This window comes from Streptomyces sp. AA1529 (assembly GCF_000280905.1).
Taxonomy (GTDB): domain Bacteria; phylum Actinomycetota; class Actinomycetes; order Streptomycetales; family Streptomycetaceae; genus Streptomyces.
The window spans coordinates 26,793-47,983 of the sequence record NZ_ALAP01000107.1 but is presented as its reverse complement, the minus strand read 5'-3'; the positions used below and the strand labels follow the sequence as shown (position 1 = coordinate 47,983).

At 72.5% G+C, this 21,191-nt stretch carries 23 protein-coding genes; 19 read left to right on the top strand and 4 right to left on the bottom strand.

From position 1 onward, the window contains the following. Window positions 1-25: 25 nt before the first annotated feature. Window positions 26-1,168: a bile acid:sodium symporter gene (locus A949_RS35225; protein WP_037708412.1), complete on the bottom strand. Its 1,143-nt coding sequence runs from the start codon at window positions 1,166-1,168 to the stop codon at window positions 26-28. Window positions 1,169-1,544: 376 nt separating this feature from the next. Between A949_RS35225 and A949_RS0131580 the strand changes: the two genes are divergently transcribed. The 13 genes from A949_RS0131580 (at window position 1,545) to A949_RS0131520 (ending at window position 12,933) form a co-directional block, all read left to right on the top strand. Further along, window positions 1,545-1,925 carry a DUF488 domain-containing protein gene (locus A949_RS0131580; protein WP_019360063.1) on the top strand — a complete coding sequence of 127 codons (381 nt, stop codon included), beginning with the start codon at window positions 1,545-1,547 and terminating at the stop codon, window positions 1,923-1,925. Window positions 1,926-2,070: 145 nt separating this feature from the next. After that, on the top strand, window positions 2,071-2,739 hold the full coding sequence (locus A949_RS0131575) for an HAD family hydrolase (protein WP_037708409.1): 669 nt from the start codon (window positions 2,071-2,073) through the stop codon (window positions 2,737-2,739). Between the two features lie 52 nt (window positions 2,740-2,791). Next, window positions 2,792-3,973, top strand: a complete 1,182-nt coding sequence (locus A949_RS0131570; protein WP_019360061.1) for a helix-turn-helix transcriptional regulator — start codon at window positions 2,792-2,794, stop codon at window positions 3,971-3,973. Window positions 3,974-4,236: 263 nt separating this feature from the next. Further along, window positions 4,237-4,515: a hypothetical protein gene (locus tag A949_RS0131565; protein WP_237735961.1), complete on the top strand. Its 279-nt coding sequence runs from the start codon at window positions 4,237-4,239 to the stop codon at window positions 4,513-4,515. A 141-nt stretch (window positions 4,516-4,656) separates the two neighbouring features. Beyond that, window positions 4,657-4,824 (top strand): hypothetical protein, encoded by a 168-nt coding sequence (locus A949_RS38375; protein ID WP_019360059.1) that lies wholly within the window; start codon window positions 4,657-4,659, stop codon window positions 4,822-4,824. Further along, window positions 4,817-5,212, top strand: coding sequence for a hypothetical protein (locus A949_RS0131555; RefSeq protein WP_019360058.1), 396 nt, complete (start codon window positions 4,817-4,819; stop codon window positions 5,210-5,212). The genes A949_RS38375 and A949_RS0131555 overlap by 8 nt, the downstream gene beginning before the upstream one ends. Next, the gene (locus A949_RS0131550; protein WP_019360057.1) at window positions 5,209-5,403 is read left to right on the top strand and encodes a hypothetical protein; all 195 of its coding nucleotides are present in this window, start codon (window positions 5,209-5,211) and stop codon (window positions 5,401-5,403) included. The genes A949_RS0131555 and A949_RS0131550 overlap by 4 nt, the downstream gene beginning before the upstream one ends. Before the next feature lie 206 nt (window positions 5,404-5,609). Beyond that, complete coding sequence (locus A949_RS0131545) at window positions 5,610-6,806, top strand: argininosuccinate synthase (protein ID WP_019360056.1); 1,197 nt, start codon at window positions 5,610-5,612, stop codon at window positions 6,804-6,806. An 86-nt stretch (window positions 6,807-6,892) separates the two neighbouring features. Then, window positions 6,893-8,338: an argininosuccinate lyase gene (argH, locus tag A949_RS0131540; protein WP_019360055.1), complete on the top strand. Its 1,446-nt coding sequence runs from the start codon at window positions 6,893-6,895 to the stop codon at window positions 8,336-8,338. 197 nt (window positions 8,339-8,535) lie between these two features. Next, complete coding sequence (locus tag A949_RS0131535) at window positions 8,536-9,504, top strand: aldo/keto reductase (protein ID WP_019360054.1); 969 nt, start codon at window positions 8,536-8,538, stop codon at window positions 9,502-9,504. A gap of 112 nt (window positions 9,505-9,616) precedes the next feature. Beyond that, on the top strand, window positions 9,617-10,702 hold the full coding sequence (locus tag A949_RS0131530) for an alpha/beta fold hydrolase (RefSeq protein WP_019360053.1): 1,086 nt from the start codon (window positions 9,617-9,619) through the stop codon (window positions 10,700-10,702). Between the two features lie 138 nt (window positions 10,703-10,840). Beyond that, window positions 10,841-11,392 carry a TetR/AcrR family transcriptional regulator gene (locus tag A949_RS0131525; protein ID WP_019360052.1) on the top strand — a complete coding sequence of 184 codons (552 nt, stop codon included), beginning with the start codon at window positions 10,841-10,843 and terminating at the stop codon, window positions 11,390-11,392. Next, window positions 11,389-12,933: an MFS transporter gene (locus tag A949_RS0131520; protein WP_019360051.1), complete on the top strand. Its 1,545-nt coding sequence runs from the start codon at window positions 11,389-11,391 to the stop codon at window positions 12,931-12,933. The genes A949_RS0131525 and A949_RS0131520 overlap by 4 nt, the downstream gene beginning before the upstream one ends. A gap of 115 nt (window positions 12,934-13,048) precedes the next feature. Here the strand turns inward: A949_RS0131520 and A949_RS0131515 are convergent, their stop codons facing one another. After that, window positions 13,049-13,726 (bottom strand): lysophospholipid acyltransferase family protein, encoded by a 678-nt coding sequence (locus A949_RS0131515; RefSeq protein ID WP_026005231.1) that lies wholly within the window; start codon window positions 13,724-13,726, stop codon window positions 13,049-13,051. 286 nt (window positions 13,727-14,012) lie between these two features. Between A949_RS0131515 and A949_RS0131510 the strand changes: the two genes are divergently transcribed. The 3 genes from A949_RS0131510 (at window position 14,013) to A949_RS0131500 (ending at window position 16,486) form a co-directional block, all read left to right on the top strand. After that, window positions 14,013-15,182 carry a glycerophosphodiester phosphodiesterase gene (locus A949_RS0131510; protein ID WP_019360049.1) on the top strand — a complete coding sequence of 390 codons (1,170 nt, stop codon included), beginning with the start codon at window positions 14,013-14,015 and terminating at the stop codon, window positions 15,180-15,182. A gap of 138 nt (window positions 15,183-15,320) precedes the next feature. Next, the gene (locus tag A949_RS35220; RefSeq protein ID WP_019360048.1) at window positions 15,321-16,001 is read left to right on the top strand and encodes an RNA polymerase sigma factor; all 681 of its coding nucleotides are present in this window, start codon (window positions 15,321-15,323) and stop codon (window positions 15,999-16,001) included. Continuing rightward, a complete protein-coding gene (locus tag A949_RS0131500; RefSeq protein WP_019360047.1) occupies window positions 15,992-16,486 on the top strand; it encodes a GNAT family N-acetyltransferase in 495 nt (164 codons plus the stop codon). The genes A949_RS35220 and A949_RS0131500 overlap by 10 nt, the downstream gene beginning before the upstream one ends. Here A949_RS0131500 and A949_RS0131495 read toward each other — a convergent pair. Next, complete coding sequence (locus tag A949_RS0131495; RefSeq protein WP_019360046.1) at window positions 16,483-16,959, bottom strand: hypothetical protein; 477 nt, start codon at window positions 16,957-16,959, stop codon at window positions 16,483-16,485. The genes A949_RS0131500 and A949_RS0131495 overlap by 4 nt on opposite strands. Further along, a complete protein-coding gene (locus tag A949_RS0131490; protein WP_019360045.1) occupies window positions 16,952-17,323 on the bottom strand; it encodes a hypothetical protein in 372 nt (123 codons plus the stop codon). Before A949_RS0131490 ends, A949_RS0131495 begins: the two co-directional genes overlap by 8 nt. A 70-nt stretch (window positions 17,324-17,393) precedes the next feature. Between A949_RS0131490 and A949_RS0131485 the strand changes: the two genes are divergently transcribed. The 3 genes from A949_RS0131485 (at window position 17,394) to A949_RS39825 (ending at window position 21,153) form a co-directional block, all read left to right on the top strand. Continuing rightward, window positions 17,394-18,047: an HAD-IA family hydrolase gene (locus A949_RS0131485; RefSeq protein WP_019360044.1), complete on the top strand. Its 654-nt coding sequence runs from the start codon at window positions 17,394-17,396 to the stop codon at window positions 18,045-18,047. 458 nt (window positions 18,048-18,505) lie between these two features. Further along, window positions 18,506-19,627, top strand: a complete 1,122-nt coding sequence (locus A949_RS0131480) for a methionine ABC transporter ATP-binding protein (RefSeq protein WP_019360043.1) — start codon at window positions 18,506-18,508, stop codon at window positions 19,625-19,627. After that, window positions 19,624-21,153 carry a MetQ/NlpA family ABC transporter substrate-binding protein gene (locus A949_RS39825; protein WP_019360042.1) on the top strand — a complete coding sequence of 510 codons (1,530 nt, stop codon included), beginning with the start codon at window positions 19,624-19,626 and terminating at the stop codon, window positions 21,151-21,153. The genes A949_RS0131480 and A949_RS39825 overlap by 4 nt, the downstream gene beginning before the upstream one ends. Window positions 21,154-21,191 lie beyond the last annotated feature (38 nt).

The window sequence follows — 21,191 nt, the reverse complement described above, 5'->3', positions numbered from 1 at the left end:
CGCCGAGCGGGCCGGGACGGCACGCTCACCCCGCGGAGTGCGGTCCGGCGGCCGGCTCCGCGTTGTCGGCTCCGCCCGCTGCCGCCGGGCCGGAATCGGCCGGGACGGAGTCCGCGGAGCCGGCAGGGTCCGCCGCTCCGGAGTCCGCCGGGCGGCCCGCGCCGGTGCGCGTCCGCGCCGCGGCGCTCCGGTCGCGGTGTGCGAACCAGGCGGCGGCCAGCGCGCCCGAGACGTTGTGCCACACGGAGAAGACAGCGGCCGGCAGCGCCGCGAGCGGACTGAAGTGCGCCGCCGCCAGCGAGGCGGCCAACCCCGAGTTCTGCATGCCGACCTCGAAGGCCAGCGCGCGCCCGGCCGGTTCGCCGAGCCGGGACAGCCGCCCCACGGTGTAACCGAGCGCCAGCCCCAGCCCGTTGTGCAGCACCACCGCCAGGAACACCAGCGCCGCCGCCGACTTGATGGTGCCCGCGCTGCCCGCCACCACGATGGTGACGATGACGGCGATGGTCGCCGTGGACAGCCAGGGCAGCGCGGGCAGCGCCCGTTCGACGGCGCGCCCGGCGAGCAGCCGGACCAGCAGCCCGCCGAGGACCGGCAGCAGCACCGTCTTGACGATGTCGCCGACCATCGAGCCGGTGTCCACGGGCAGGAACTCGCCCGCGAGGAACAGCGTGAGCGGCGGAGTCAGCAGCGGCGCGACGAACGTGGAGACCGAGGTGACCGAGACCGAGAGCGCCACGTCGCCGCGCGCCAGATAGGTCACGACGTTCGACGCCGTCCCGCCCGGTGAGCAGCCGACCAGGATCAGCCCGGCGGCGAGCTGCGGGGACAGGCCCAGGCCCTGCGCGACCAGCCAGCCCAGCCCCGGCATCACGAGGTACTGGGCCGCCAGCCCCAGCGCGACCGCCCAGGGACGGCGGACGACGCTCCGGAAGTCCGGCACGGTCATCGTGAGCCCCATGCAGAACATCACGACCCCGAGCAGGTAGGGCACCGCCTCGGCGCCGCCCGTGAAGCTGCCGGGACTGAGCAGGCCGAGCGCGCCCGCGAGCAGGACCAGGAGCGGGAAGAGCGTCACCGCACGGCGCGCTCCGCGTTGCTCGGCGGCCGTCTCGGGGGAGTCGTCGGAGTCGGGCGGGGTGTTCTGCTGTCCGGTTCGCACCCGCAGAGAGAACGCCCTGGTGGGGCCGGTTGGCAAGAGCTGTCTCGCGATGTGATCGCGAACGCCGGGGCATTCCGGCGCGCTCCGGACGCCGCCGCCGGGGAGGCGACCGGGGGAGCGGTGCCCGGGACACGCTCACCCGGCCCGGTTCACCGCGGCCCGGGCGCGCGGACGGTGAGGATGCCCAGCGTGGACTGCGTGGACTGTGTGGGCAGCAGTCCGGAGGCGATCACGCCGAGAGGACGGGCCGGTTCAGCTCCCGCGCCCGTGCGCAGCCCGCCTCGCCCACGGTCCGGCCCGGCGGTCAGGGCGGGAACCCGGAATCAACAATGTGAACGTTGTCAACATGCGGGGGCCGGGTGATCGGCCGCACCCTGGCCCCATGGCTGCCGAGAAGAAGCCGAAGATCCGGGTCCGCCGCGTCTACGAGGCGCCCGAGCCCGCCGCGGACGGCGCCCGCGTCCTCGTGGACCGCCTCTGGCCGCGCGGGCTGCGCAAGGAGGAGGCCGCACTGGACGCCTGGTGCAAACAGGTCGCCCCCAGCGCCGAGCTGCGCAAGTGGTACGGACACACCCCGGAGCGCTTCGCGGGGTTCGCCGAGCGCTACCGCGCCGAGCTGGCCACGGATGCGGGCGCCGAGGGCCTCGACGAACTCCTCCGGGCGGCCTCCGGCGCCCGGGTGCTCACCCTGCTGACGGCATCCAAGGACCTCTCGCTCGCCCACACCCGGGTACTGGAGGAGGTGCTGGGCGGGCGAGGCTGAGCGAGGGGCGTGTCCCAACGGGCACCGGTCATCGTGCATCCGCCCGAGGGTGGGCCCGCGGGACACCGCCGCGCGCCGCAGCGCCCGGTCCTTGCGGTCCCGGGTGCACCCCACCGCAAGGCAGGGCACCCGTAGGCTGACGCTGATGATTACCAGCATCGTCTTCGATGTCGGCGAGACCCTCACCCGCGACGACCGCCACTGGGGGCGCTGGGCCGACTGGCTCGACGTCCCGCGGCATACGCTCTCAGCCCTCGTCGGGGCAGTTGTCGCCCAGGGGCGGGACAACGCTGACGCCATCCGATTGCTCCGCCCTGGCATGGATCTGGCCTCGGAGCGGGCAGCGATGGAGGCTGCTGGTCTAGGCGAGATCCTCGACGATTCAGATCTGTACAGCGACGTGCGGCCGGGCCTGGCAGCCCTCCGCTCTGCCGGCTACCGGGTGCACATCGCCGGGAATCAGACAGCCCGTGCCGGCCGGCTGTTGCGGAGCCTCGACCTTCCGGCCGACACGATCTCCACGTCCGGTGAGTGGGGGTGCGCGAAGCCTGCCGCGGCCTTCTTCGAGCGCGTTCTGGCGACGGCGGGAAGCGAACCGGCCGCCACTCTGTACGTGGGCGACCATCCGGCGAACGATGTGGCGCCGGCCGCACACGCGGGACTGCGCACCTGCCTGCTTCGCCGCGGCCCCTGGGGCCACTTGTGGGCGGACGTGGACAACCCGGCACCGGACTTCCGCGTCGGCAGCATTCTCGACTTGCCCGAGACATTGGCCTCTTATGAGACGTGGTGTCCCACCGAAGGCTCCATCTGAAGGGGCGCCAACCGCTACCGTTCTCTGTGGCTGCACGGAACGGAGTACCAGCATGCCCGTGGACCCGCGCTACGAGATGGGGAAGCGCATCGCTGCTGCCCGTCGACTCGTCCGCTTGACGCAGAAGGGACTGGCCGATGCGGCGGGCGTCTCCTACAGCACGGTGCGCGCGATCGAGCGAGGTGCGCGGATGCCGGGGGACGATGTCCTCGATGCGCTGGCCGCGGCCTTGAGCGTGGATCCGGCGCGCCTGCTGGGGCACCGTGGGCACACTGATTCCCGCGTGCACGACGAGATCCCTGCGCTGTCCCGGGTGATCGCAACGTATGACCTGCCGGAGGACGGGCCAGTGCGCTCCCTCGATGAGCTGCGCGCGGCGGTGTCAGAGGCGGTCGACTGGCGGGTCGGGGCCCAGTACCTGCGCATCGCCCGCAATCTGCCGGGGCTTCTGGAAGAGCTTGCAAGGGCGCTGGACGGAGCGAGTGGCGCTGACCGACCGGAGGTCGCCCGGCTTCTGGTCGCGGCGTATCGCACAGCAGACGCGGTGGCCTACAAGTTCGGCTACCAGGATCTGTCGGCGCGGTTGGTGGAACTCATGAGGTGGGCTGCGCCGACGGCAGAGGATCCGCTGCTCGATGTGACTGTCGCCTACGTGCGCTGCGAGACGTTCTTCGCTGCTCAGGCTCACGGCCCAGGATTACGTGCGCTGGAGAACGCCTTGGATACCGCACCTCGGACGAGGAAAGACACGGTGACGGCGACTCGCGGGGCGCTCCATATGCGGGCAGCAGTCATCGCGGGTCGCGCAAGGCGTGAAGACGCGGCCATGCTGCACATCGGCGCGGCTCGCCGATGTGCTGATGCGGTATCCGAAGGGCTCTATTACGGCACCGCATTCGGTCCTTCCTCGGTTCGCGTGCACGAGGTGTCTCTGGCCGTGAGCCTGGGGGGTCAGCACCTTCAGCGGGCGCTGGATATCGCGCACAGATGGGCCCCTGCGCGCGACCTCCCTGCCGAACGCCGCTCGGGTTTCCACATCGAGGTTGCCCGTGCTCAGCTGTGGGCTGGTCTGGTGGATGACGCGTTCGAGTCGTTGAAGCTGGCGCGGCGGATCGCCCCTCAGCATGTGCGTGATCACAGGTGGGTTCGTGAGGACATCGCCACACTGCGCCGGTTGAAGCGTGCCGATCGTGAGGATATCTCCAACTACGCGCTCTGGTGTCGCGCGGTATGACCTAGTGAGCGGAGCTGCCACACCATGTAGCAGTTGTCGCCACTCTTCCACTGCACCATCTGAGTGTCCCAAACCCGCACGCAGATGGGCTGTGGAATGCTCCAGAACAGGTCACTGAAGGGCGTTGCCCAACTGGCGATCAATACCGCCCGTCTCCATGGCGAGGCGTGCATAGTGCGCGGGGTCGTGCACGGTGAACTGTCGCCCGCAGGCGCGATGCAGATGACCTACGGCGTCCGGACCCGAAGTTGGCCAGTGGCCGTATGCGGCAAAAGCCAATCCCTGGCCGTGCGATGACCGCGGGTGCCGCCCGCTATGGGCGGGGCGACTACGTGGTGGACGAGGCCACCCGGCAGAGGATGCCGCCGGAGCCCGCGTGGGTGGGCCGGGTGCAGACCGTCCTGGACGCCGGGCAGGTCCGGCTCGTCACCCCGCACGGCGCGGAGTGGACGGCCCGGGTCGAGAACCTGACCGAGGCCGAGGCATCCCAGCGGGCCGCCTACGACGCCGCGGTCCCCCACCGCGTGGGAGCCCGGCGGTGAGCCGGCTGCGCCTGCGCGTCTCCCGCGACGGCGGCCGCACCTGGACCCCACGGCGCACACTCCGCGGCGGCGGACGCACCCCCGTCAGCTCGACGTGGCCGCCCTGCGCATGTCCGCGCTGCCGACCAGGGGACGCCCGCCATGCCGACTGAACCCGCAACGTCCACGGCCCGCCGCGGCACCTGGTACGGCACCTGCCCGCGCTGCAAGAAGCCGCTCAGCCCCGCGTCCGACACCGACGGCCACGGCCGCGTCGTCAGCATCCGCTGCCGCGAGTGCGACTCCCCGAAGGACACCCCCCGTGCCTGACAACCCCGACAGCCCCCTCCAGTCCCTGCGCCGCCAGTTGCGCGAGCACCTGCACCGGCACGGCCGCCGCAGCCTCGGCTCCCCCTTCCTCCACGCCTTGTGGAACCTCGCCGGGCCCGGCCCCCGCGCCGACTGCCTGCGGCGCCTCGCCTGGCACGCCCGGCACCAGGAACTGACCTGGCCGACCAGCAGCGGAACCCGCTACGCAGCCGACCTGCAACAAGCAGCCCGACCCCACCGCGACCTCGCCACGTTCACCGTGCCGCTGAACAGCATGCCCGAGGACAGCGGCCAGCAGATGGAAGCCGCCCTCGTACTCCTCGCCGCCTGCCCCGACCGCCGCTCCGCACTGCCCGTCGAGATCGCCGAACCGCACGACACGCCATGACCGTGACCAACCTCGACCCCGAGGCTGCGGACCGCGCGCACCTGCCGTGTGTCTACTGCGACCAGTACCGGGCCCAGATCACCCGCGCCCAGCACCAGGAGGAGCCGAAGCTGGAGGCCGTCCTCCACGAGGTGCTGCACCTCCACCGGGAGGAGAAGCACGCCGGAGCGCGGCTGCTGCACGCCACCTGACCCCACCCAGGTGGACCGTCGTGCACAGGGGGTCCCGGATTCGACCTCCCCTCCGGCGCCTCCGGCGGCAGAGCGGCCGGTCCGGCGGTGCCGGGCGGCTGCGTGCTCCGTCAGGTGCGCGTTGTCGCAGGTCAGGCACGCGTTGACGAAACATACGGTGGAGTGCATACTTATACCAGTCAGTGCATGCACGTAAGGAGAAGCCAGTGACCGAGCGCGTCGTACTCGCCTACTCAGGCGGCCTGGACACCTCAGTCTGCATCGGCTGGATCGCCGAGGAGACCGGTGCCGAGGTCGTCGCCGTCGCCGTCGATGTCGGCCAGGGCGGCGAGGACCTGGACGTCATCCGCAAGCGCGCGCTGGCCTGCGGTGCCGTCGAGGCCGAGGTCGCCGACGCCAAGGACGAGTTCGCCGAGGACTACTGCCTGCCGGCGATCAAGGCCAACGCGCTCTACATGGACCGCTACCCGCTGGTCTCCGCCCTCTCGCGGCCCACCATCGTCAAGCACCTGGTGAGCGCCGCCCGGAAGCACGGCGCCGGCACGGTCGCGCACGGCTGCACCGGCAAGGGCAACGACCAGGTGCGGTTCGAGGCCGGCATCTCCTCCCTCGCCCCCGAGCTGAAGTGCATCGCGCCGGTCCGCGACTACGCCATGACCCGGGACAAGGCCATCGCCTTCTGCGAGGAGAAGGGCCTGCCCATCGCGACGTCCAAGAAGTCGCCCTACTCCATCGACCAGAACGTCTTCGGCCGCGCGGTGGAGACCGGCTTCCTCGAGGACATCTGGAACGCCCCGATCGAGGACGTGTACGAGTACACCTCCAACCCCGCCACCCCGCGGGAGGCCGACGAGGTCGTCATCACCTTCGAGAAGGGCGTGCCCGTCGCCCTGGACGGCAAGCCCGTCACCGTCCTGCAGGCCGTCCAGCAGCTCAACGAGCGGGCCGGGGCCCAGGGCATCGGCCGGATCGACATGGTCGAGGACCGGCTGGTGGGCATCAAGTCCCGCGAGGTCTACGAGTCCCCGGGCGGCATCGCGCTGATCACCGCCCACCAGGAGCTGGAGAACGTCACCGTCGAGCGCGAGCTGGCCCGCTACAAGCGGCAGGTCGAGCAGCGGTGGACCGAGCTGGTCTACGACGGCATGTGGTTCTCCCCGCTCAAGCGGGCCCTGGACGGCTTCATCGACGAGGCCAACCAGCACGTCTCGGGCGACATCCGGATGACGCTGCACGGCGGGCGCGCGGTGGTGACCGGCCGCCGGTCCGACCAGTCGCTGTACGACTTCAACCTGGCCACCTACGACACCGGGGACACCTTCGACCAGTCGATGTCGAAGGGGTTCATCGAGATCTTCGGCCTCAGCAGCAAGATGGCCGCCAAGCGCGACCAGCAGGCGTAAGCTCGTCGGCCCTGCCCCGCCTTTCCGTTCGTCCGGAAGGGCGGGGCAGGGTCACTCTCCACCACCACACGGACAGGCACCCACCAGTGAGCAGCGAGAACAGCGACAGCGCCGACAACGGGGACGTCCGCCTCTGGGGCGGGCGCTTCGCGGACGGCCCGGCGGAGGCCCTCGAAAAGCTCTCCGCATCGGTCCATTTCGACTGGCGCCTGGCGCCGTACGACATCGCGGGCTCCCGCGCCCACGCCCGCGTCCTGCACACGGCCGGGCTGCTCACCGGCGACGAGCTGAGCCGGATGCTCGACGGCCTGGACGCGCTCGAACGGGATGTCGCCTCCGGCGACTTCCAGGGCACGATCGCCGACGAGGACGTGCACACGGCCCTGGAGCGCGGCCTCCTGGAGCGGCTGGGCAAGGACCTCGGCGGCAAGCTGCGCGCGGGCCGGTCCCGCAACGACCAGGTCGCCACCCTCTTCCGGATGTACCTGCGGGACCACGCCCGGGTCCTCGGCGGCCTGCTGGCCGATCTGCAGGGTGCGCTCGTCGGCCTCGCCGAGGCGCACCCGGAGGTGGCGATGCCGGGCCGCACCCACCTCCAGCACGCCCAGCCCGTTCTCTTCGCGCACCACGTCCTGGCGCACGCCCAGGCGCTCGCCCGGGACGCGGAGCGGCTGCGGCAGTGGGACGCCCGCACCGCGGTCTCTCCCTACGGCTCGGGCGCGCTGGCGGGGTCGTCGCTCGGCCTCGACCCGGAGGCCGTCGCCGCGGATCTGGGCTTCGAGGGCGGCAGCGCGGCGAACTCGATCGACGGTACGGCCTCCCGCGACTTCGTCGCGGAGTTCGCGTTCGTCACCGCGATGATCGGCGTCGACGTCTCCAAGATCGCCGAGGAGGTCATCCTCTGGAACACGAAGGAGTTCTCCTTCGTGACCCTGCACGACGCCTTCTCGACCGGTTCCTCGATCATGCCGCAGAAGAAGAACCCGGACATCGCCGAGCTGGCGCGCGGCAAGTCCGGCCGGCTGATCGGGAATCTGACCGGGCTGATGGCGACGCTCAAGGCGCTGCCGCTGGCCTACAACCGGGACCTGCAGGAGGACAAGGAGCCGGTCTTCGACTCCATCGACCAACTGGAGCTGCTGCTGCCCGCGTTCACCGGCATGATGGGGACCCTGACGGTGCACGGCGACCGGATGGCCGAGCTGGCCCCCGCCGGGTTCTCGCTGGCCACGGACATCGCCGAGTGGCTGGTCAAGCGGGGTGTCCCGTTCCGGGTGGCGCACGAGGTGGCAGGCGCCTGCGTGCAGGAGTGCGAGCGTACGGGCATCGAGCTGGACGAGCTGACCGACGCGCAGTTCGCCGCGCTCTCGCCGCACCTCACCCCCCAGGTGCGCGAGGTGCTGAACGTGCCGGGCGCGCTGGCGGCACGGGACGGCAAGGGCGGCACCGCGCCCTCCGCGGTGGCCGCGCAGCTCGCCGACTTCCGCGCCGACCTGGACGGGCAGCGCGCCTGGGCGGACGCCAAGCGCTGACCGGCCGACCGCCGCTCGCCGCCCCTCCGGATCCCGGTCCGCGGGCGGCGTGCGGGTGTGCGCGTCCGCCCGGTGCCGGAGCGCGCTCGGCGACACTTCCGGGCCCCCGCACCGGGTGCGGGGTCCGGAGGCGTATGCCGGGTACCGTGGAACGTCCGGAGCCGCCACCTTCGACACCGTCCGGCCGGGAGCAGCCGATGTCCTTCGCCCGTCTCGCCTCTGCCACCACACCGACGGCCCATCTCGGCCTCGGGCTGGCCGCCGTCGGCCGTCCCGCCTACCTCACGCTCGGCCGGGAGGCGGACCTGCCCGCGGAGCGCACCCCCGAGGCGATGCGGGCCCGGACGTACGAACTCCTGGACGCCGCCTACGCGCAGGGCGTGCGCTACCTCGACGTGGCCCGTTCCTACGGGCGTGCCGAGGAGTTCCTGGCGGACTGGCTGCGCGAGCACCCGGAGGCCGACGTCGTCGTCGGCAGCAAGTGGGGCTACACCTATGTGGGCGAGTGGCGTACGGACGCCGAGGTGCACGAGGTCAAGGACCACTCCCTGGCGGCGTTCGAACGGCAGCTCGCGGAGACCCGGGAACTGCTGGGGGACCGGCTCGACCTCTACCAGATCCACTCGGTGACCCCGGACAGCCCCGCGCTGACGGACACCGCGCTGCATCAGCGGCTTGCCGAACTGGCCGCCGAGGGCGTCACGGTCGGCTTCAGCACCAGCGGTCCCGCGCAGGCCGACGCCATCCGCGCGGCACTGGCGGTCACGGTGGACGGCGAGCCGCTCTTCCGTACCGTCCAGAGCACCTACAACCTGCTGGAGACCTCCGCCGCCGACGCGCTGGCCGAGGCACACGAGGCGGGGCTGACGGTACTGGTCAAGGAGGCCTTGGCCAACGGTCGGCTGGCAGGGGGTCAGGAGCCCCGCGACCTGCACCTGGCGGCAGAGGCCGCTGACGCCACTCCGGATGCCGTCGCGCTGGCCGCCGTCCTGCGGCAGCCGTGGGCCGGGGTCGTGCTCTCCGGCGCCGCCACCGTGGGCGCGCTGCACGCCAACCTGCTGGCCACCGCGGTCGACCTGGACGAGACCCAACTCGCCCTGCCGGGCGATCTCGTGGAGGAGCCGGAGGTCTACTGGCGGCGCCGCGCCGAGCTGCCCTGGGAGTGACGTCGCAGGTCACCCCGGGGGGCGGAGCGGCAGAGCTGCGGATTTCGTTGCATGTTAAACCGACTCCGGGGCAGGTGGTCTTCCGCACATTGAGACACTGGGAGACCGAGAAATGAAAAAGGCATCGAGAGCCGCGCTGGCGCTCACCCTCTCCGTGGCCGCGGTGGCCGGCGGAATCGGCTTCACCGCCGGAGCCTCGCAGGCCGAAGCCTCCAGGAAGCCCAAGCCCGTGGTCCAGGACCGGTTCGACCCGCTCGGCCCGCCGATGCACCAGCTGCGCCACGAGGGCCGCACCGTGCACTACGCGGACACCGGCGAGAGCGACGGCACCCCCGTGCTCTTCATGGGCGGTACCGGCACCACGGCCCGCGCCTCGGGCATGACGGAGTTCCTGCGCACCACCCGGCAGAAGCTGGGCCTGCGGATGATCTCCGTGGAGCGGAACGGTCTCGGCGACACGGAGTTCGACCCGAAGCTGGGCTTCGCGGACTACACCTCCGACGTGCGCGCCGTCCTCGACAAGCTCGGCATCCGCAAGGCGCCCGTGGTCGCGATCTCCGGGGGCGGCCCCTACGCGGCGCACTTCGCCGCGGCCGCGCCCGGGCGCGTCTCCTCCCTGCACCTTGCGGCGGCGCTCCCGCCCTACGGCGAGAAGCCCGGGTACTGCGGCAAGAGCGACGCGGAGCTGGCGGCGGCCGTCCGCGAGCAGATCCGCGATCCGCGCGCGTGGTGGGCCTTCCCCGAGGACAGCCCGGTGCGGAAGATCCCCGGGTTCACCGACCGGGCCGAGGAGGACGGCGCCCGTTCCTACTATCTGCGCGGCCAGCTGGGCGACCCCGAGGCGCAGGTCCACGAGCAGCGGCTGTACTGCGAGCGCCCCGGCCCCGACCTGTCCGCACTCCGGGCGCCGGCCTTCGTCTACACGGGCGCCAAGGACACCACCGTCCCGCCCGCGACGCAGGCCCGCTGGGCCGACGCGCTGCCCGCCGAGCCGGTCACCCGCCGCTACGACGACAGCGGCCACGACGTGCAGTACCGCCACTGGGACCAGATCCTGCTGGACCTCGCCGGCTACGCGGACCGCACCGCGGTGTGCACCGGCAAGGGGAGCCGCGGCAAGACCCGGGTGCTGCCGGAGAAGGCCGCCGAGCGAGCTCTGAAGAAGGGCGCCACCCTGGGGAGCTGCGCCTGGCGCTGACCGCGCGCTGACCGTGCGCCGGCCGCGCGTCGGCCGGGCCCGCGCGGGCCCGGCCCACGCCCCGCCGCACTTCCGCGGCGGGGCGCTTTGCGTGCCTCATATGCGACATCCATGTCTCACCTGGAGTACTGTTGTCGCATGAGTGTGGATCGGGAAGAGCTGCTGGGCACCGCCGCCGACCTCCTGACCCGGCGGCCGACCTCCTCCATGGACGACATCGCCAAGGCGGCCCGGATCAGCCGCGCGACGCTGCACCGGCACTTCGCCGGGCGGGCAGCGCTCATCCGCGCGCTCGAACAACTCGGCCTCCGCCGCCTCGACGCGGCGCTGGACGCCGCCCGGACGGACGAGGGGGACGCGGCCGACGCGGTGCGGCGGGTCATCGCCGAGGCCGAGCCGCTGGCCGGCTTCCTCGGGTTCCTCGTCACCGAGAACCAGCTCTTCGAACCCGGCGAGCAGCACGCGGGCTGGACCAGGATCGACGAGCGCATCAGCGCCCTCTTCCAGCGCGGACAGCGCCAGGGGGCCTTCCGGATCGACCTGTCCCCGGCCTGGCTGACCGAAGCGCTCTACGCGCTGATCACCGCCTCGGCCTGGGCGGTCCAGGACGGCCGGGTCGCGGCCCGCGACTCGGTACGGATGACCGCGGAGCTGCTGCTCGGCGGCGTACGGCGGAGCGTGGCGGAATGAGCAGCAGCACCACTGCCACCGGCCCCGGCGGCACCCCGGCGGACACCGGCCCCACCCGGCTGCGGTGGCTGGCGCTGGCCGTGCTGGTCCTCGCCGTGCTGCTGGTCGGCATCGACGTCACCGTGCTCGGCCTGGCGGCGCCCTTCCTCAGCGAGGACCTGCGGCCCTCCAGCACCCAACTGCTGTGGATCGGCGACGTCTACTCCTTCGTCATCGCCGGAATGCTGGTCTCCATGGGCAGCCTCGGCGACCGGATCGGCCGCAAGAAGCTGCTGCTGACCGGATCGGTGGCGTTCGGCGCGCTGTCGGTGCTGACCGCCTACGCGCACAGCCCCGAGGCGATGATCCTGTGGCGCGCGCTGATGGGAGTGGCGGGCGCCACCCTGATGCCCGCCACCCTCGCGCTGATCCGCAACATCTTCCCCGACCCGCGGGAGCGCAGCCTGGCCGTGGGCATCTGGGGCGCGATGACCGCCGCGGGCACCGCGGTCGGCCCCGTCGTCGGCGGCTTCCTGCTGGAGCACTACTGGTGGGGCTCGGTCTTCCTGATCAACCTGCCGGTGATGGCGGTACTGGTGCTGGTCGGCGCCAAACTGCTGCCGGAGTCCAGGAACCCGGCCCCGGGCCCCTGGGACCTGCCCGGCGTCGGACTGTCGATGGTGGGCCTCATCGCGCTCGTCTACGCCGTCAAGGAGACCGCCGCCCACGGCTTCCGCTGGGACGCCGCAGGCGCCGCGGTGGTCGGCGCGGGCGCGCTGTACGCGTTCGTGCGGCGCCAGTTGCGGCTGCCCGCGCCGCTGCTGGACATGCGGCTGTTCGCCCACCGCGGCTTCAGCGGCGCCGTCCTCGCCGATCTGCTGACCATCCTCGGGCTGTCGGGGCTGGTCTTCTTCCTCTCCCAGTTCCTCCAGACGGTGCAGGGCCGCTCCCCGCTCCAGGCCGGTCTGGCCGAACTGCCCGCCGCCATCGGCTCCGTCGTCGCGGGTCTGTTCGCGGGCCGGGTCGCCCGCCGTACGTCCGTGCGGGGCGCCGTCTCCGGCGGGCTGGCCGCGGTGGGCGCCGCCCTCGGCGGCTGCCTGTGGCTCCAGCCGACGACCGGCTACCCGCTGCTGGGCGGTGTGCTGCTGGTGGTGGGGGTGGGCGCGGGACTGGCGTTCACCGTGACCGCGGACGTCATCCTCTCGACCGTTCCCAAGGAGCAGGCGGGGGCGGCCTCGGCCGTCTCGGAGACCGCCTACGAACTGGGCGCCGCGCTCGGCATCGCCCTGCTGGGCTCGGTGGTGACCGGCGTCTACCGCTCCTTCGGCACCCCGCCGGGTGTCTCCCCGGACGCGGCGGAGCACGCCCGGCAGTCGCTGGGGGAGGCGGTGCGGACCGCGGACGCGCTGCCCGCCGCCGCGGGGACCGGACTGCTGGACGCGGCCCGCGACAGCTTCACCGAAGGACTGCGCTACGGGGCCGGTGCCGGTGCCGTCGTCCTGCTCGCCGCCGCGTTCCTGGCCTGGCGGCTGCTGCGCGGACAGCGGCTGGAGGAGAGCTGAGCGCCGGCCGCCGCACACCCGCCGCGCGGTCCGGCTGCCGGAGCCGGCACCGGCTCCGACGGGTGCCGACGGACCCCGCGGGCCGCGGACGACGCGCCGCGACCCGGGCGCTTCCTCAGGCCGCCTTCGCCTTCGTGGCGTAGACGTCCACGTACTCCTGGCCCGACAGGTCCATCACGTCGCTCATCACCTCGTCGGTCACCGCGCGGAGCACATAGCGGTCCCGGTCCATGCCCTCGTACCGGGAGAAGTCCAGCGGCTCGCCGAACCGCACGGTGATCCGGCCGCCGCCGATCCGGGGGAGGCCGTTGCCGCCCGGTTGCACCTCGTCCGTGCCGATCATGGCGAACGGCACCACCGGCGCGCCGGTCATCAGGGCCAGCCGGGCGATGCCCGTACGGCCGCGGTAGAGCCGGCCGTCGGGGGAGCGGGTGCCCTCGGGGTAGATGGCGAAGACATTCCCCTCCTCCAGCACCCGGCGGCCGGTCATCAGCGCGGCCACGCCGCCGCGTCCGCCGTCCCGGTCGACGGGGATCATGCCGACACCGGTGAAGAACCACGCCATCAGCCGGCCCTTGAGGCTCCTGCCGGTGACGTACTCGTCCTTGCCGATGAAGAAGACCTGCCGCGAGGTCACCAGGGGGAGGATCATCGAGTCGATGAACGTGAGGTGGTTGCCGGCCAGGATCACCGGACCCGATCCGGGGATGCGGTCGGCCCCTTCGACCCGCGGCCGGAACAGCACGCGCAGGAGCGGGCCGAGCACTGCCTTGATCAGCCGGAAACGGGACAACGGACCCTCCGCCCAGTCGGTATGGCCGTGCGCGTGGTCGATGCGCACGGAAGCGCAGATGAGGACGATACTCGCCGCTCCGGGTACCCGGCACACCGGGTTTCTTGCACCGTTACGAGGAATTGACGTGCATTGCGTCCGTATTGCTCAGCTGCCGGTGCGCCGCCCGTCCGGTGTTTCGGCCGTGTTCGCACGGACGTCTCCCCGTCGCCGCCCGGCCGGTCCTACGATCAGCCCGACATGTGGCAGGGCCGGACATCGGTGCCACCGGGACTGAGGAGAGCGCATGGGACAGGAGCAGCAGCCGGGCCGCAGAACAGTGCTCGGCGCCGCGGCGGTGCTGGGCGCGGCGGGCACGGGCGCGGTCGCGCTCGGCGGTGGCACCGCGCAGGCCGCGGACGCCGCGCCCAGCACCGACGGGCACGGGCACGGCCACGGGCGGCTGCCGACCCCGGCCGTCATCGGGCACCGGGGCACCAGCGGCTACCGCCCCGAGCACACCTTCGGCTCCTACCAACTCGCCCTCGACATGGGCGCCGACGTCATCGAGCAGGACCTCGTCCCCACCAAGGACGGCCACCTGGTCTGCCGGCACGAGAACGACATCACCGCCACCACCGACGTCTCCGACCACCCCGAGTTCGCCTCCCGCCGCACCACCAAGACGATCGACGGGAAGCAGCTCACCGGCTGGTTCACCGAGGACTTCACCCTCCGCGAGCTGAAGACGCTGCGCGCCAAGGAGCGGATCCCGCAGCAGCGGCAGCGCAACACCCTCTACGACGGCCGCTGGGAGGTGCCCAGCTTCGCCGAGGTCCTGGAGTGGGCCGAGAAGCAGGGCAGGCGGCGCGGACGACCGGTGTGGCTGCACATCGAGACCAAGCACCCCACCTACTTCCGCAAGCTGGGCCTCGGCCTGGAGAAGCGGCTGGTCACCCTGCTGCGGCGGTACGGGCGGCACAAGGCGCACGCGCCCAACTTCCTGCAGTCCTTCGAGCCGAGCAGCATCCAGCGGCTGGACGAGCTGGTGGACTGTCCCCGCGTCGTGCTGCTCTCCGGACCCGCCTCGCGCCCCTGGGACTTTGTGGAGTCCGGCGACCCGCGCACCGTCGCCGACCTGGTGAAGCCCGAAGGGCTGGCGTGGATCGCCGGCTTCGCGCAGGGCATCGGCCCCACCCTCGACCTGATCATCCCCCGCGAGGAGGACGGCTCGCTCGGCGAGGAGACGACCCTGGTGCGCGACGCGCACGCCCGGAAGCTGGTGCTGCACCCGTACACGATGCGCAACGAGAACACCTTCCTGCCCGCCGACTTCCGCAAGGGGGACGACCCGAACGCCTACGGCGACGCGTTCGGCGCCTTCAAGCGCTGGTTCGAGACGGGCATCGACGGCATCTTCTCGGACAACTGCGACACCGCGCTGCTGGCCGCCGCGGACTTCCGCGACCGCCGCTGACCCGCTCCGGGCCGCCCGTCGCGCTGCCCGCCGGTCCGCACCTCCGGGTCCCGGCCGCCGACCGGTCCGATCTCACCCGCACGAGTGATGCGCCGTCCGTTCCGCAACCGCGGACGGGCGGCGCGCGTGCAGCCGCATATGAGCGAACCCCACGAGCCGGGGCCCTCCTCGCGGGAGCCGGAGCCGCGCGCACTGCTGTGGGCCGAGTGCGCCGCCGAGGCCGCGGCACTGCCCGGCACCGATGCCGAGGACCTGTTCCAGGGCGTCCGGCTGCGCTGGCTGGAGCGGCTGCGTGCGTCCGGCCCGCCCGCCGACCCCGCCGCCTGGCTGGCCGCCGCGGTGCACGCCGAGGCCCGCGAGAGCTCCCGCGGGCCGCACGGGCTGCCCGGGGCCGCCGGACCGCCGCCCCGCGCCGCCTGGCCGCAGCGGATCACCGCGGCCGACGGCACCGCCGATCCGGCCAGCGACACCGAGGCGCCGCTGCTGGCCGCCGAGCGCCGCCGCGAACTGGCCGCGGCCGTCGCCCGGCTGCCGGGGCGCTGCCCCGCCGTGCTGGGTGCCCTGCTGTCCCGGGAAGACCCCACATACCCCCAAATCGCCCGCGAGTTGGGAATGTCACAGGGCGCGCTGGGGCCGCTGCGTTCCCGCTGCCTGGAATGCCTGCGCAGAATGCTCGCGGCACAGGTTCCACCACCTGGACTCAGGGGAAGGGTGCGAGAGGCAACCGGCGTCACCAGGGCAGACAGCGCGGACACGGCACCCTCACTCTCCCGTGCCCGTGCGCACACAACTTGGGGAGGCATGCGCACATGGGCATGAGCGTGACCATCTCTGCGGCGGACGAACACGACGCCGAACAGATACTGAAGCTCCAGTACCTCTGCTTCCAGAGCGAGGCGGAGCTCTACGGCGACTACCGCATCGAGCCGCTGGTCCAGACGCTGGAGGAACTGCGGGCCGAGCTCGCCGCGGGCTGCGTGCTGGTGGCCCGGCTGGGCGAGGAGGTCGTGGGCACCGTACGCGGCAGGGTCGACGCCGAGGGCACGGCGCGGATCGGCAGGCTGTGCGTGCACCCCCGCCTCCAGGGGCACGGCCTGGGCGGGCGGCTGCTCGCCGCCGTCGAGTCCCACCTGGCCGACGCGTTCGGGCCCAAGCGCTACCACCTGGTGACCGGCAGCCGCAGCGAGGGCAATCTGCGCCTGTACCGGCGGCTGGGCTACACCCCGGTCGGCACCGAGCGCGACCGCCGGGTGACGCTGGTGGCGCTCGCCAAGGACGCCGCCGAATACGCCGCCAGCGCCTAGCCTCCGGCAGCCGCCGGGCTGTGGTGGCCGCGCCGCAGCCACCACAGCCCCGTCACCGGCAGCAGCACCGGGATGAACAGGTATCCCATGCCGTAGTCCGACCACACCGTGGCGTCCGGGAACGCGGACGGTTCCACCAGGGTCCAGGTGCCCACCGCCAGCACGCCGAACAGCTCCAGCGCGCAGCAGGCGAGCGCGGCCCTCCTGGCCCCCTCGCCGCCGCGCACCAGGGACAGCGTGATGAACGCGTACACCAGCGCGGCGGCCGCCGAGAGCAGATAGGCCAGCGGCGCCTCGTGGAAGCGGGTGGAGAGCTGCACCGCCGAGCGCGAGGCCGCGCCCACCGTGAAGATCCCGTACAGCGTGACCAGGAGCTTGCCCGGCCCGCTGCTGATCCCCGCGCGCCCGGTCGCGGCCTCCGCCGCACCGTCCGCCGGGGTGCGGGCCGCCTCGTCCCTCGTGTCCTCAGCCACCGGTACCGCCTCCCCAGATGTCGTACAGCCGCACCTGGAGCACCGCCAGCACGACGGCGCCCGCGACCACCGTCAGCGAGCCCCACTTGGTGCGCTCCGTCAGTGAGAGCAGCCCCACCACCGGCACGCAGGCGACCACGCCGACCAGGTAGGAGAAGAAGATCACCGAGCCGTCGGCGGCCGTGTGGCCGCGCGCGGCCTGCACGATGCCGACCACGAGCTGGGCCAGTGCGAGCAGGGTCACCACGGCCATGCCGATGAAGTGCCAGTCCTTGGTGGGCTGGTCGCGGTACGCCGCCCAGCCGCACCACGCGGCCAGCACGAGCGCGGCCACGGCGAGCGTGACGGTGAGCGGGGTGAGCATGCCGAGGAGTCTAGAAGGGCGCCCGGGCCCGCCGACGTGCGCCCCCGGACGCCCGCGTACGCTGCCCGGCATGAAGTTCGAAGCCCCCGTGACCCTGCTGTTCGACAACGACGGCACCCTGCTCTCCTCGATGGACTCGGTGCTCCGCTGCTGGACGGCCTGGGCGGGGGAGTACGGGATCAGCCCGGAGGACTTCGCCGCCGTCGAGCTGCACGGGCGCCCGGCCGCGGACATCGTGGGCGATCTGCTGCCCGCCGAGCGGGTCCCCGAGGCCGTGGCCCGGATCGGCCGGATGGAGATCGAGGACGTCGCGCGGGGCGGTGCCGTCGCACTGCCGGGCACGGCCGAACTGCTGGCCGCGCTGCCGGAAGGGAGCTGGGCCGTGGTCACCTCGGCCACCCGGGAACTGGCGGAGGCCCGGCTGCGTGCGGTGGGTGTCGAGGCGCCGCTTCTCGTGGCCGCCGACGACATCACCCGCGGCAAGCCCGACCCGGAGCCCTACCTGCTGGCGGCGCGGAAGCTGGGCGCCGACCCCGCGCGGTGCGTGGTCTTCGAGGACGCGCCCGCCGGACTGGAGGCGGGCCGCAGGGCGGGCATGGGCACCGTGGGGTTGGCCACAACGCACCCCCGCAGCGAGTTGCGCGCCGACGTCGTCGTCGACCACCTCGGTTCGGTGACGGCGCAGGTCACAGCCTCGGGTGTGACGGTCGTCGCGGAGGACTGAGCGCGGCCGGGACGGCGGCGCGGTGTCCAGCGCTGTCCATCCGGCCGTCCGCGATGCGGACAGAGTGCGCCGTGCGGCCGGCCCGGTCTGATTTACTTTGCCCCATGAACACGACGAGCTGCCGCACCCTGGCGACCGAGGCGACGATGGCGCCCGGTGCTCGTTGTATGCCTGTGCGCGCCTGGCCGTCGCCCACCGGGCGAATGTGTGCCCGCTGAGGGCCCCCGCCTGAGCTGACCGAGGCGACTCGCGCCCCGAAGCGAGTCACGAGCCCGCGTGCCGAGCACCGCGGGCAGAGCCGCTCCCGCCGTCCCCGCCCGCCGGGCCGGAGGCCGGGGAGCACCCCCCACGCGCCCTGCGCGACGCAGCCGTGGATCCGCTCTGCCCGTACCGCCGCCGCACGCCTGCCCGGACGGCACCGCAAGCGCTCATCCCACCGACACCACGGACGATTCTCTGTGATCACCACAACGGACCTCACAAAGGTCTACCGCACACGGGACCGCGAGGTCACCGCGCTGGACGGCGTCGACCTCCACGTCGAAGAAGGCGAGGTGTTCGGCGTCGTCGGCCGCAGCGGCGCCGGGAAGTCCTCGCTCATCCGCTGCGTCAACCTGCTCGAACGCCCCACCTCCGGCACCGTCACCGTCGACGGCCAGGACCTCACGGCCCTGGCCGCCCGTTCCGGCAGCGGCAACCGCGCGGGCAAGGAGCTCCGCGCGGCCCGCGCCCGGATCGGCATGGTCTTCCAGCACTTCAACCTGCTGTCCTCGCGCACCGTGCTCGGCAACGTCGAACTGCCGCTGGAGATCCTCGGCCACTCCGGACAGCAGCGCACCCGCAAGGCGCACGAGCTGCTCGACCTGGTGGGGCTCGCCGACCGGGCCGGGTCCTACCCCGGCCAGCTCTCCGGCGGCCAGAAGCAGCGGGTCGGCATCGCGCGCGCCCTCGCGGGCGACCCCAAGGTGCTGCTCTCCGACGAGGCGACCTCCGCGCTCGACCCGGAGACCACCCGCTCCGTCCTCCGGCTGCTGCGCGACCTGAAGGAGCAGCTCGGCCTCACGGTGCTGCTGATCACGCACGAGATGGACGTCGTCAAGGCGGTCTGCGACTCGGCCGCGCTGATGCGGAACGGGCGTGTCACCGAGTCCGGCACCGTCGCCGAGTTGCTGGCCACGCCCGGCTCCGAACTGGCCGGCGAACTCTTCCCGGTCGGCGGGGAGCCCTCGGCGCCCGGCCGCACGGTCGTCGACGTCACCTTCCACGGCGAGAGGGCGACCGAGCCGGTGATCTCCAAGCTGTCGCGGACCTACAACGTCGACATCTCCATCCTGGGCGCCGCGATGGACACCGTCGCCGGCAAGCAGGTGGGCCGGATGCGGATCGAGCTGCTCGGCGGATTCGAGGAGAACGTGGTGCCGATCGGATTCCTGCGCGAGCAGGGCCTGACCGTCGACGTCGCCGCGGTCGCCGGCGGCGCCGCGGACAGCGCCGGCGGCCCGTCCGGCGACGCGCGCACGGAAGTGGTGGCGGCCCCGGCCGGGCAGTCCGCCGCACGCACCGAGGGAGGTGCCGAATGAGCTGGTCGCAGATGCAGCCGCTGCTGTTCCAGGGCTTCTGGGACACGCTCTACATGGTCGGCTGCTCCGCACTCGTCGCCCTGGTCGGCGGCCTGCCCCTGGGGCTGCTGCTCGTCCTCACCGACAAGGGCGGCATGTTGCGGAACACGCCCGCGAACCGCGTGCTCGGCGCGCTGGTGAACGTGGGCAGATCGCTGCCGTTCATCATCCTGCTGATCGCGCTGATCCCCTTCACCCGCTTCGTCGTGGGCCAGTCGGTCGGCTCCACGGCCGCCGTGGTGCCGCTCGCCATCGGCGCGATCCCGTTCTTCGCGCGGCTGGTGGAGACCGCCGTCCGGGAGGTCGACCGGGGCCTGGTCGAGGCGGTGCAGGCGATGGGCGGCGGCACCCCCACCGTCGTCTTCAAGGCGCTGCTCCCGCAGGCGCTGCCGTCCCTGGTGGCCGGACTGACCACCACCGTGATCGTGCTGATCGGGTACTCGGCGATGGCGGGCACCGTCGGCGGCGGCGGGCTCGGCTCGGTGGCCGTGCAGTACGGGTACCAGCGCTTCGAGACCGGCGTCATGGTCGCCACGGTCGTCGCGCTGATCGTCGTCGTCACCGCCGTGCAGCTCGTCGGTGACGCCGTCGTCCGGCTGCTGACGGCCCGCGGCGGCGGAGGCGGCGCCGACGGGGGTGCCGGGCGGCGGCTCGCCAGGCTGGGGCGCGGCCGTACCGCAGCGGTGGCTGCGGCCGTCGTCGTCCCGCTGGCCCTGATCGGCTACGGCCTCGGCCGGGGCGGTGAGGACGAGCAGACCCTCAGGATCGCCGCCTCGCCCACCCCGCACGCCGAGATCCTGGAGTACGTCGAGAAGCACCTCGCCGAGAAGGAGGGGCTGAAGCTCGACATCCGCAGGTTCAACGACTACGTGGTGCCCAACACCGCCACCGAGAGCGGCGAGGTCGACGCCAACTTCTTCCAGCACAAGCCCTACCTCGACGACTTCAACGAGAAGCAGCACACCCACATCAGGCCGGTCGTCAACGTCGAGCTGGAGCCGCTGGGCCTCTACTCCAGGAAGGAGGAGAGCCTCGGGGGCATCGGATCCGGCGACACCGTTGCGGTCCCCAACGACAGCACCAACGAGGGCCGCGCCCTGCACCTGCTGGACGAGCACGGGCTCATCGGGCTGAAGCCCGGCGCGGGGCCGGAGGCCACCCTCGGCGACATCGCCGACGCCAGGGGCCTGAAGTTCAAGGAACTGGAGGCCGCGGCGGTTCCCCGCGCTCTCGACGACGTGGACGCCGCCGTCGTCAACGGCAACTACGCCGTCGACGCCGGGCTCAACCCGGCCTCGGACGCGCTGGTGGCGGAGAAGGCCGAGGGCAACCCGTACGCCAACTTCCTCGCGGTCAAGGACGGGAAGCAGGACGACCCGCGGATCCGGAAGCTCGCCGAGCTGCTGAACTCCCCCCAGGTGAAGAAGTTCATCGAGGACAAGTACCAGGGGGCGATCGAACCGGTCTTCGGGCCTGTGGGATCGTGACCCCACGGCCTGAACCGGGGAAAGTCCCCGTGTCGACA

Excerpts from the sequence above, each read along its gene's own strand:
- A949_RS0131500 (WP_019360047.1), top strand. The coding sequence starts at position 15,992 with ATGGGCATGAGCGTGACCATCTCTGCGGCGGACGAACACGACGCCGAA.
- A949_RS0131485 (WP_019360044.1), top strand. The coding sequence starts at position 17,394 with ATGAAGTTCGAAGCCCCCGTGACCCTGCTGTTCGACAACGACGGCACC.
- A949_RS39825 (WP_019360042.1), top strand. The coding sequence starts at position 19,624 with ATGAGCTGGTCGCAGATGCAGCCGCTGCTGTTCCAGGGCTTCTGGGAC.
- A949_RS0131565 (WP_237735961.1), top strand. The coding sequence starts at position 4,237 with ATGCGGCAAAAGCCAATCCCTGGCCGTGCGATGACCGCGGGTGCCGCC.
- A949_RS35220 (WP_019360048.1), top strand. The coding sequence starts at position 15,321 with ATGAGCGAACCCCACGAGCCGGGGCCCTCCTCGCGGGAGCCGGAGCCG.
- A949_RS0131510 (WP_019360049.1), top strand. The coding sequence starts at position 14,013 with ATGGGACAGGAGCAGCAGCCGGGCCGCAGAACAGTGCTCGGCGCCGCG.
- A949_RS0131490 (WP_019360045.1), bottom strand. The coding sequence starts at position 17,323 with ATGCTCACCCCGCTCACCGTCACGCTCGCCGTGGCCGCGCTCGTGCTG.
- A949_RS0131530 (WP_019360053.1), top strand. The coding sequence starts at position 9,617 with ATGAAAAAGGCATCGAGAGCCGCGCTGGCGCTCACCCTCTCCGTGGCC.
- A949_RS0131575 (WP_037708409.1), top strand. The coding sequence starts at position 2,071 with ATGATTACCAGCATCGTCTTCGATGTCGGCGAGACCCTCACCCGCGAC.
- A949_RS0131580 (WP_019360063.1), top strand. The coding sequence starts at position 1,545 with ATGGCTGCCGAGAAGAAGCCGAAGATCCGGGTCCGCCGCGTCTACGAG.
- A949_RS0131525 (WP_019360052.1), top strand. The coding sequence starts at position 10,841 with ATGAGTGTGGATCGGGAAGAGCTGCTGGGCACCGCCGCCGACCTCCTG.
- A949_RS0131535 (WP_019360054.1), top strand. The coding sequence starts at position 8,536 with ATGTCCTTCGCCCGTCTCGCCTCTGCCACCACACCGACGGCCCATCTC.
- A949_RS0131570 (WP_019360061.1), top strand. The coding sequence starts at position 2,792 with ATGCCCGTGGACCCGCGCTACGAGATGGGGAAGCGCATCGCTGCTGCC.
- A949_RS0131520 (WP_019360051.1), top strand. The coding sequence starts at position 11,389 with ATGAGCAGCAGCACCACTGCCACCGGCCCCGGCGGCACCCCGGCGGAC.
- A949_RS0131550 (WP_019360057.1), top strand. The coding sequence starts at position 5,209 with ATGACCGTGACCAACCTCGACCCCGAGGCTGCGGACCGCGCGCACCTG.
- A949_RS38375 (WP_019360059.1), top strand. The coding sequence starts at position 4,657 with ATGCCGACTGAACCCGCAACGTCCACGGCCCGCCGCGGCACCTGGTAC.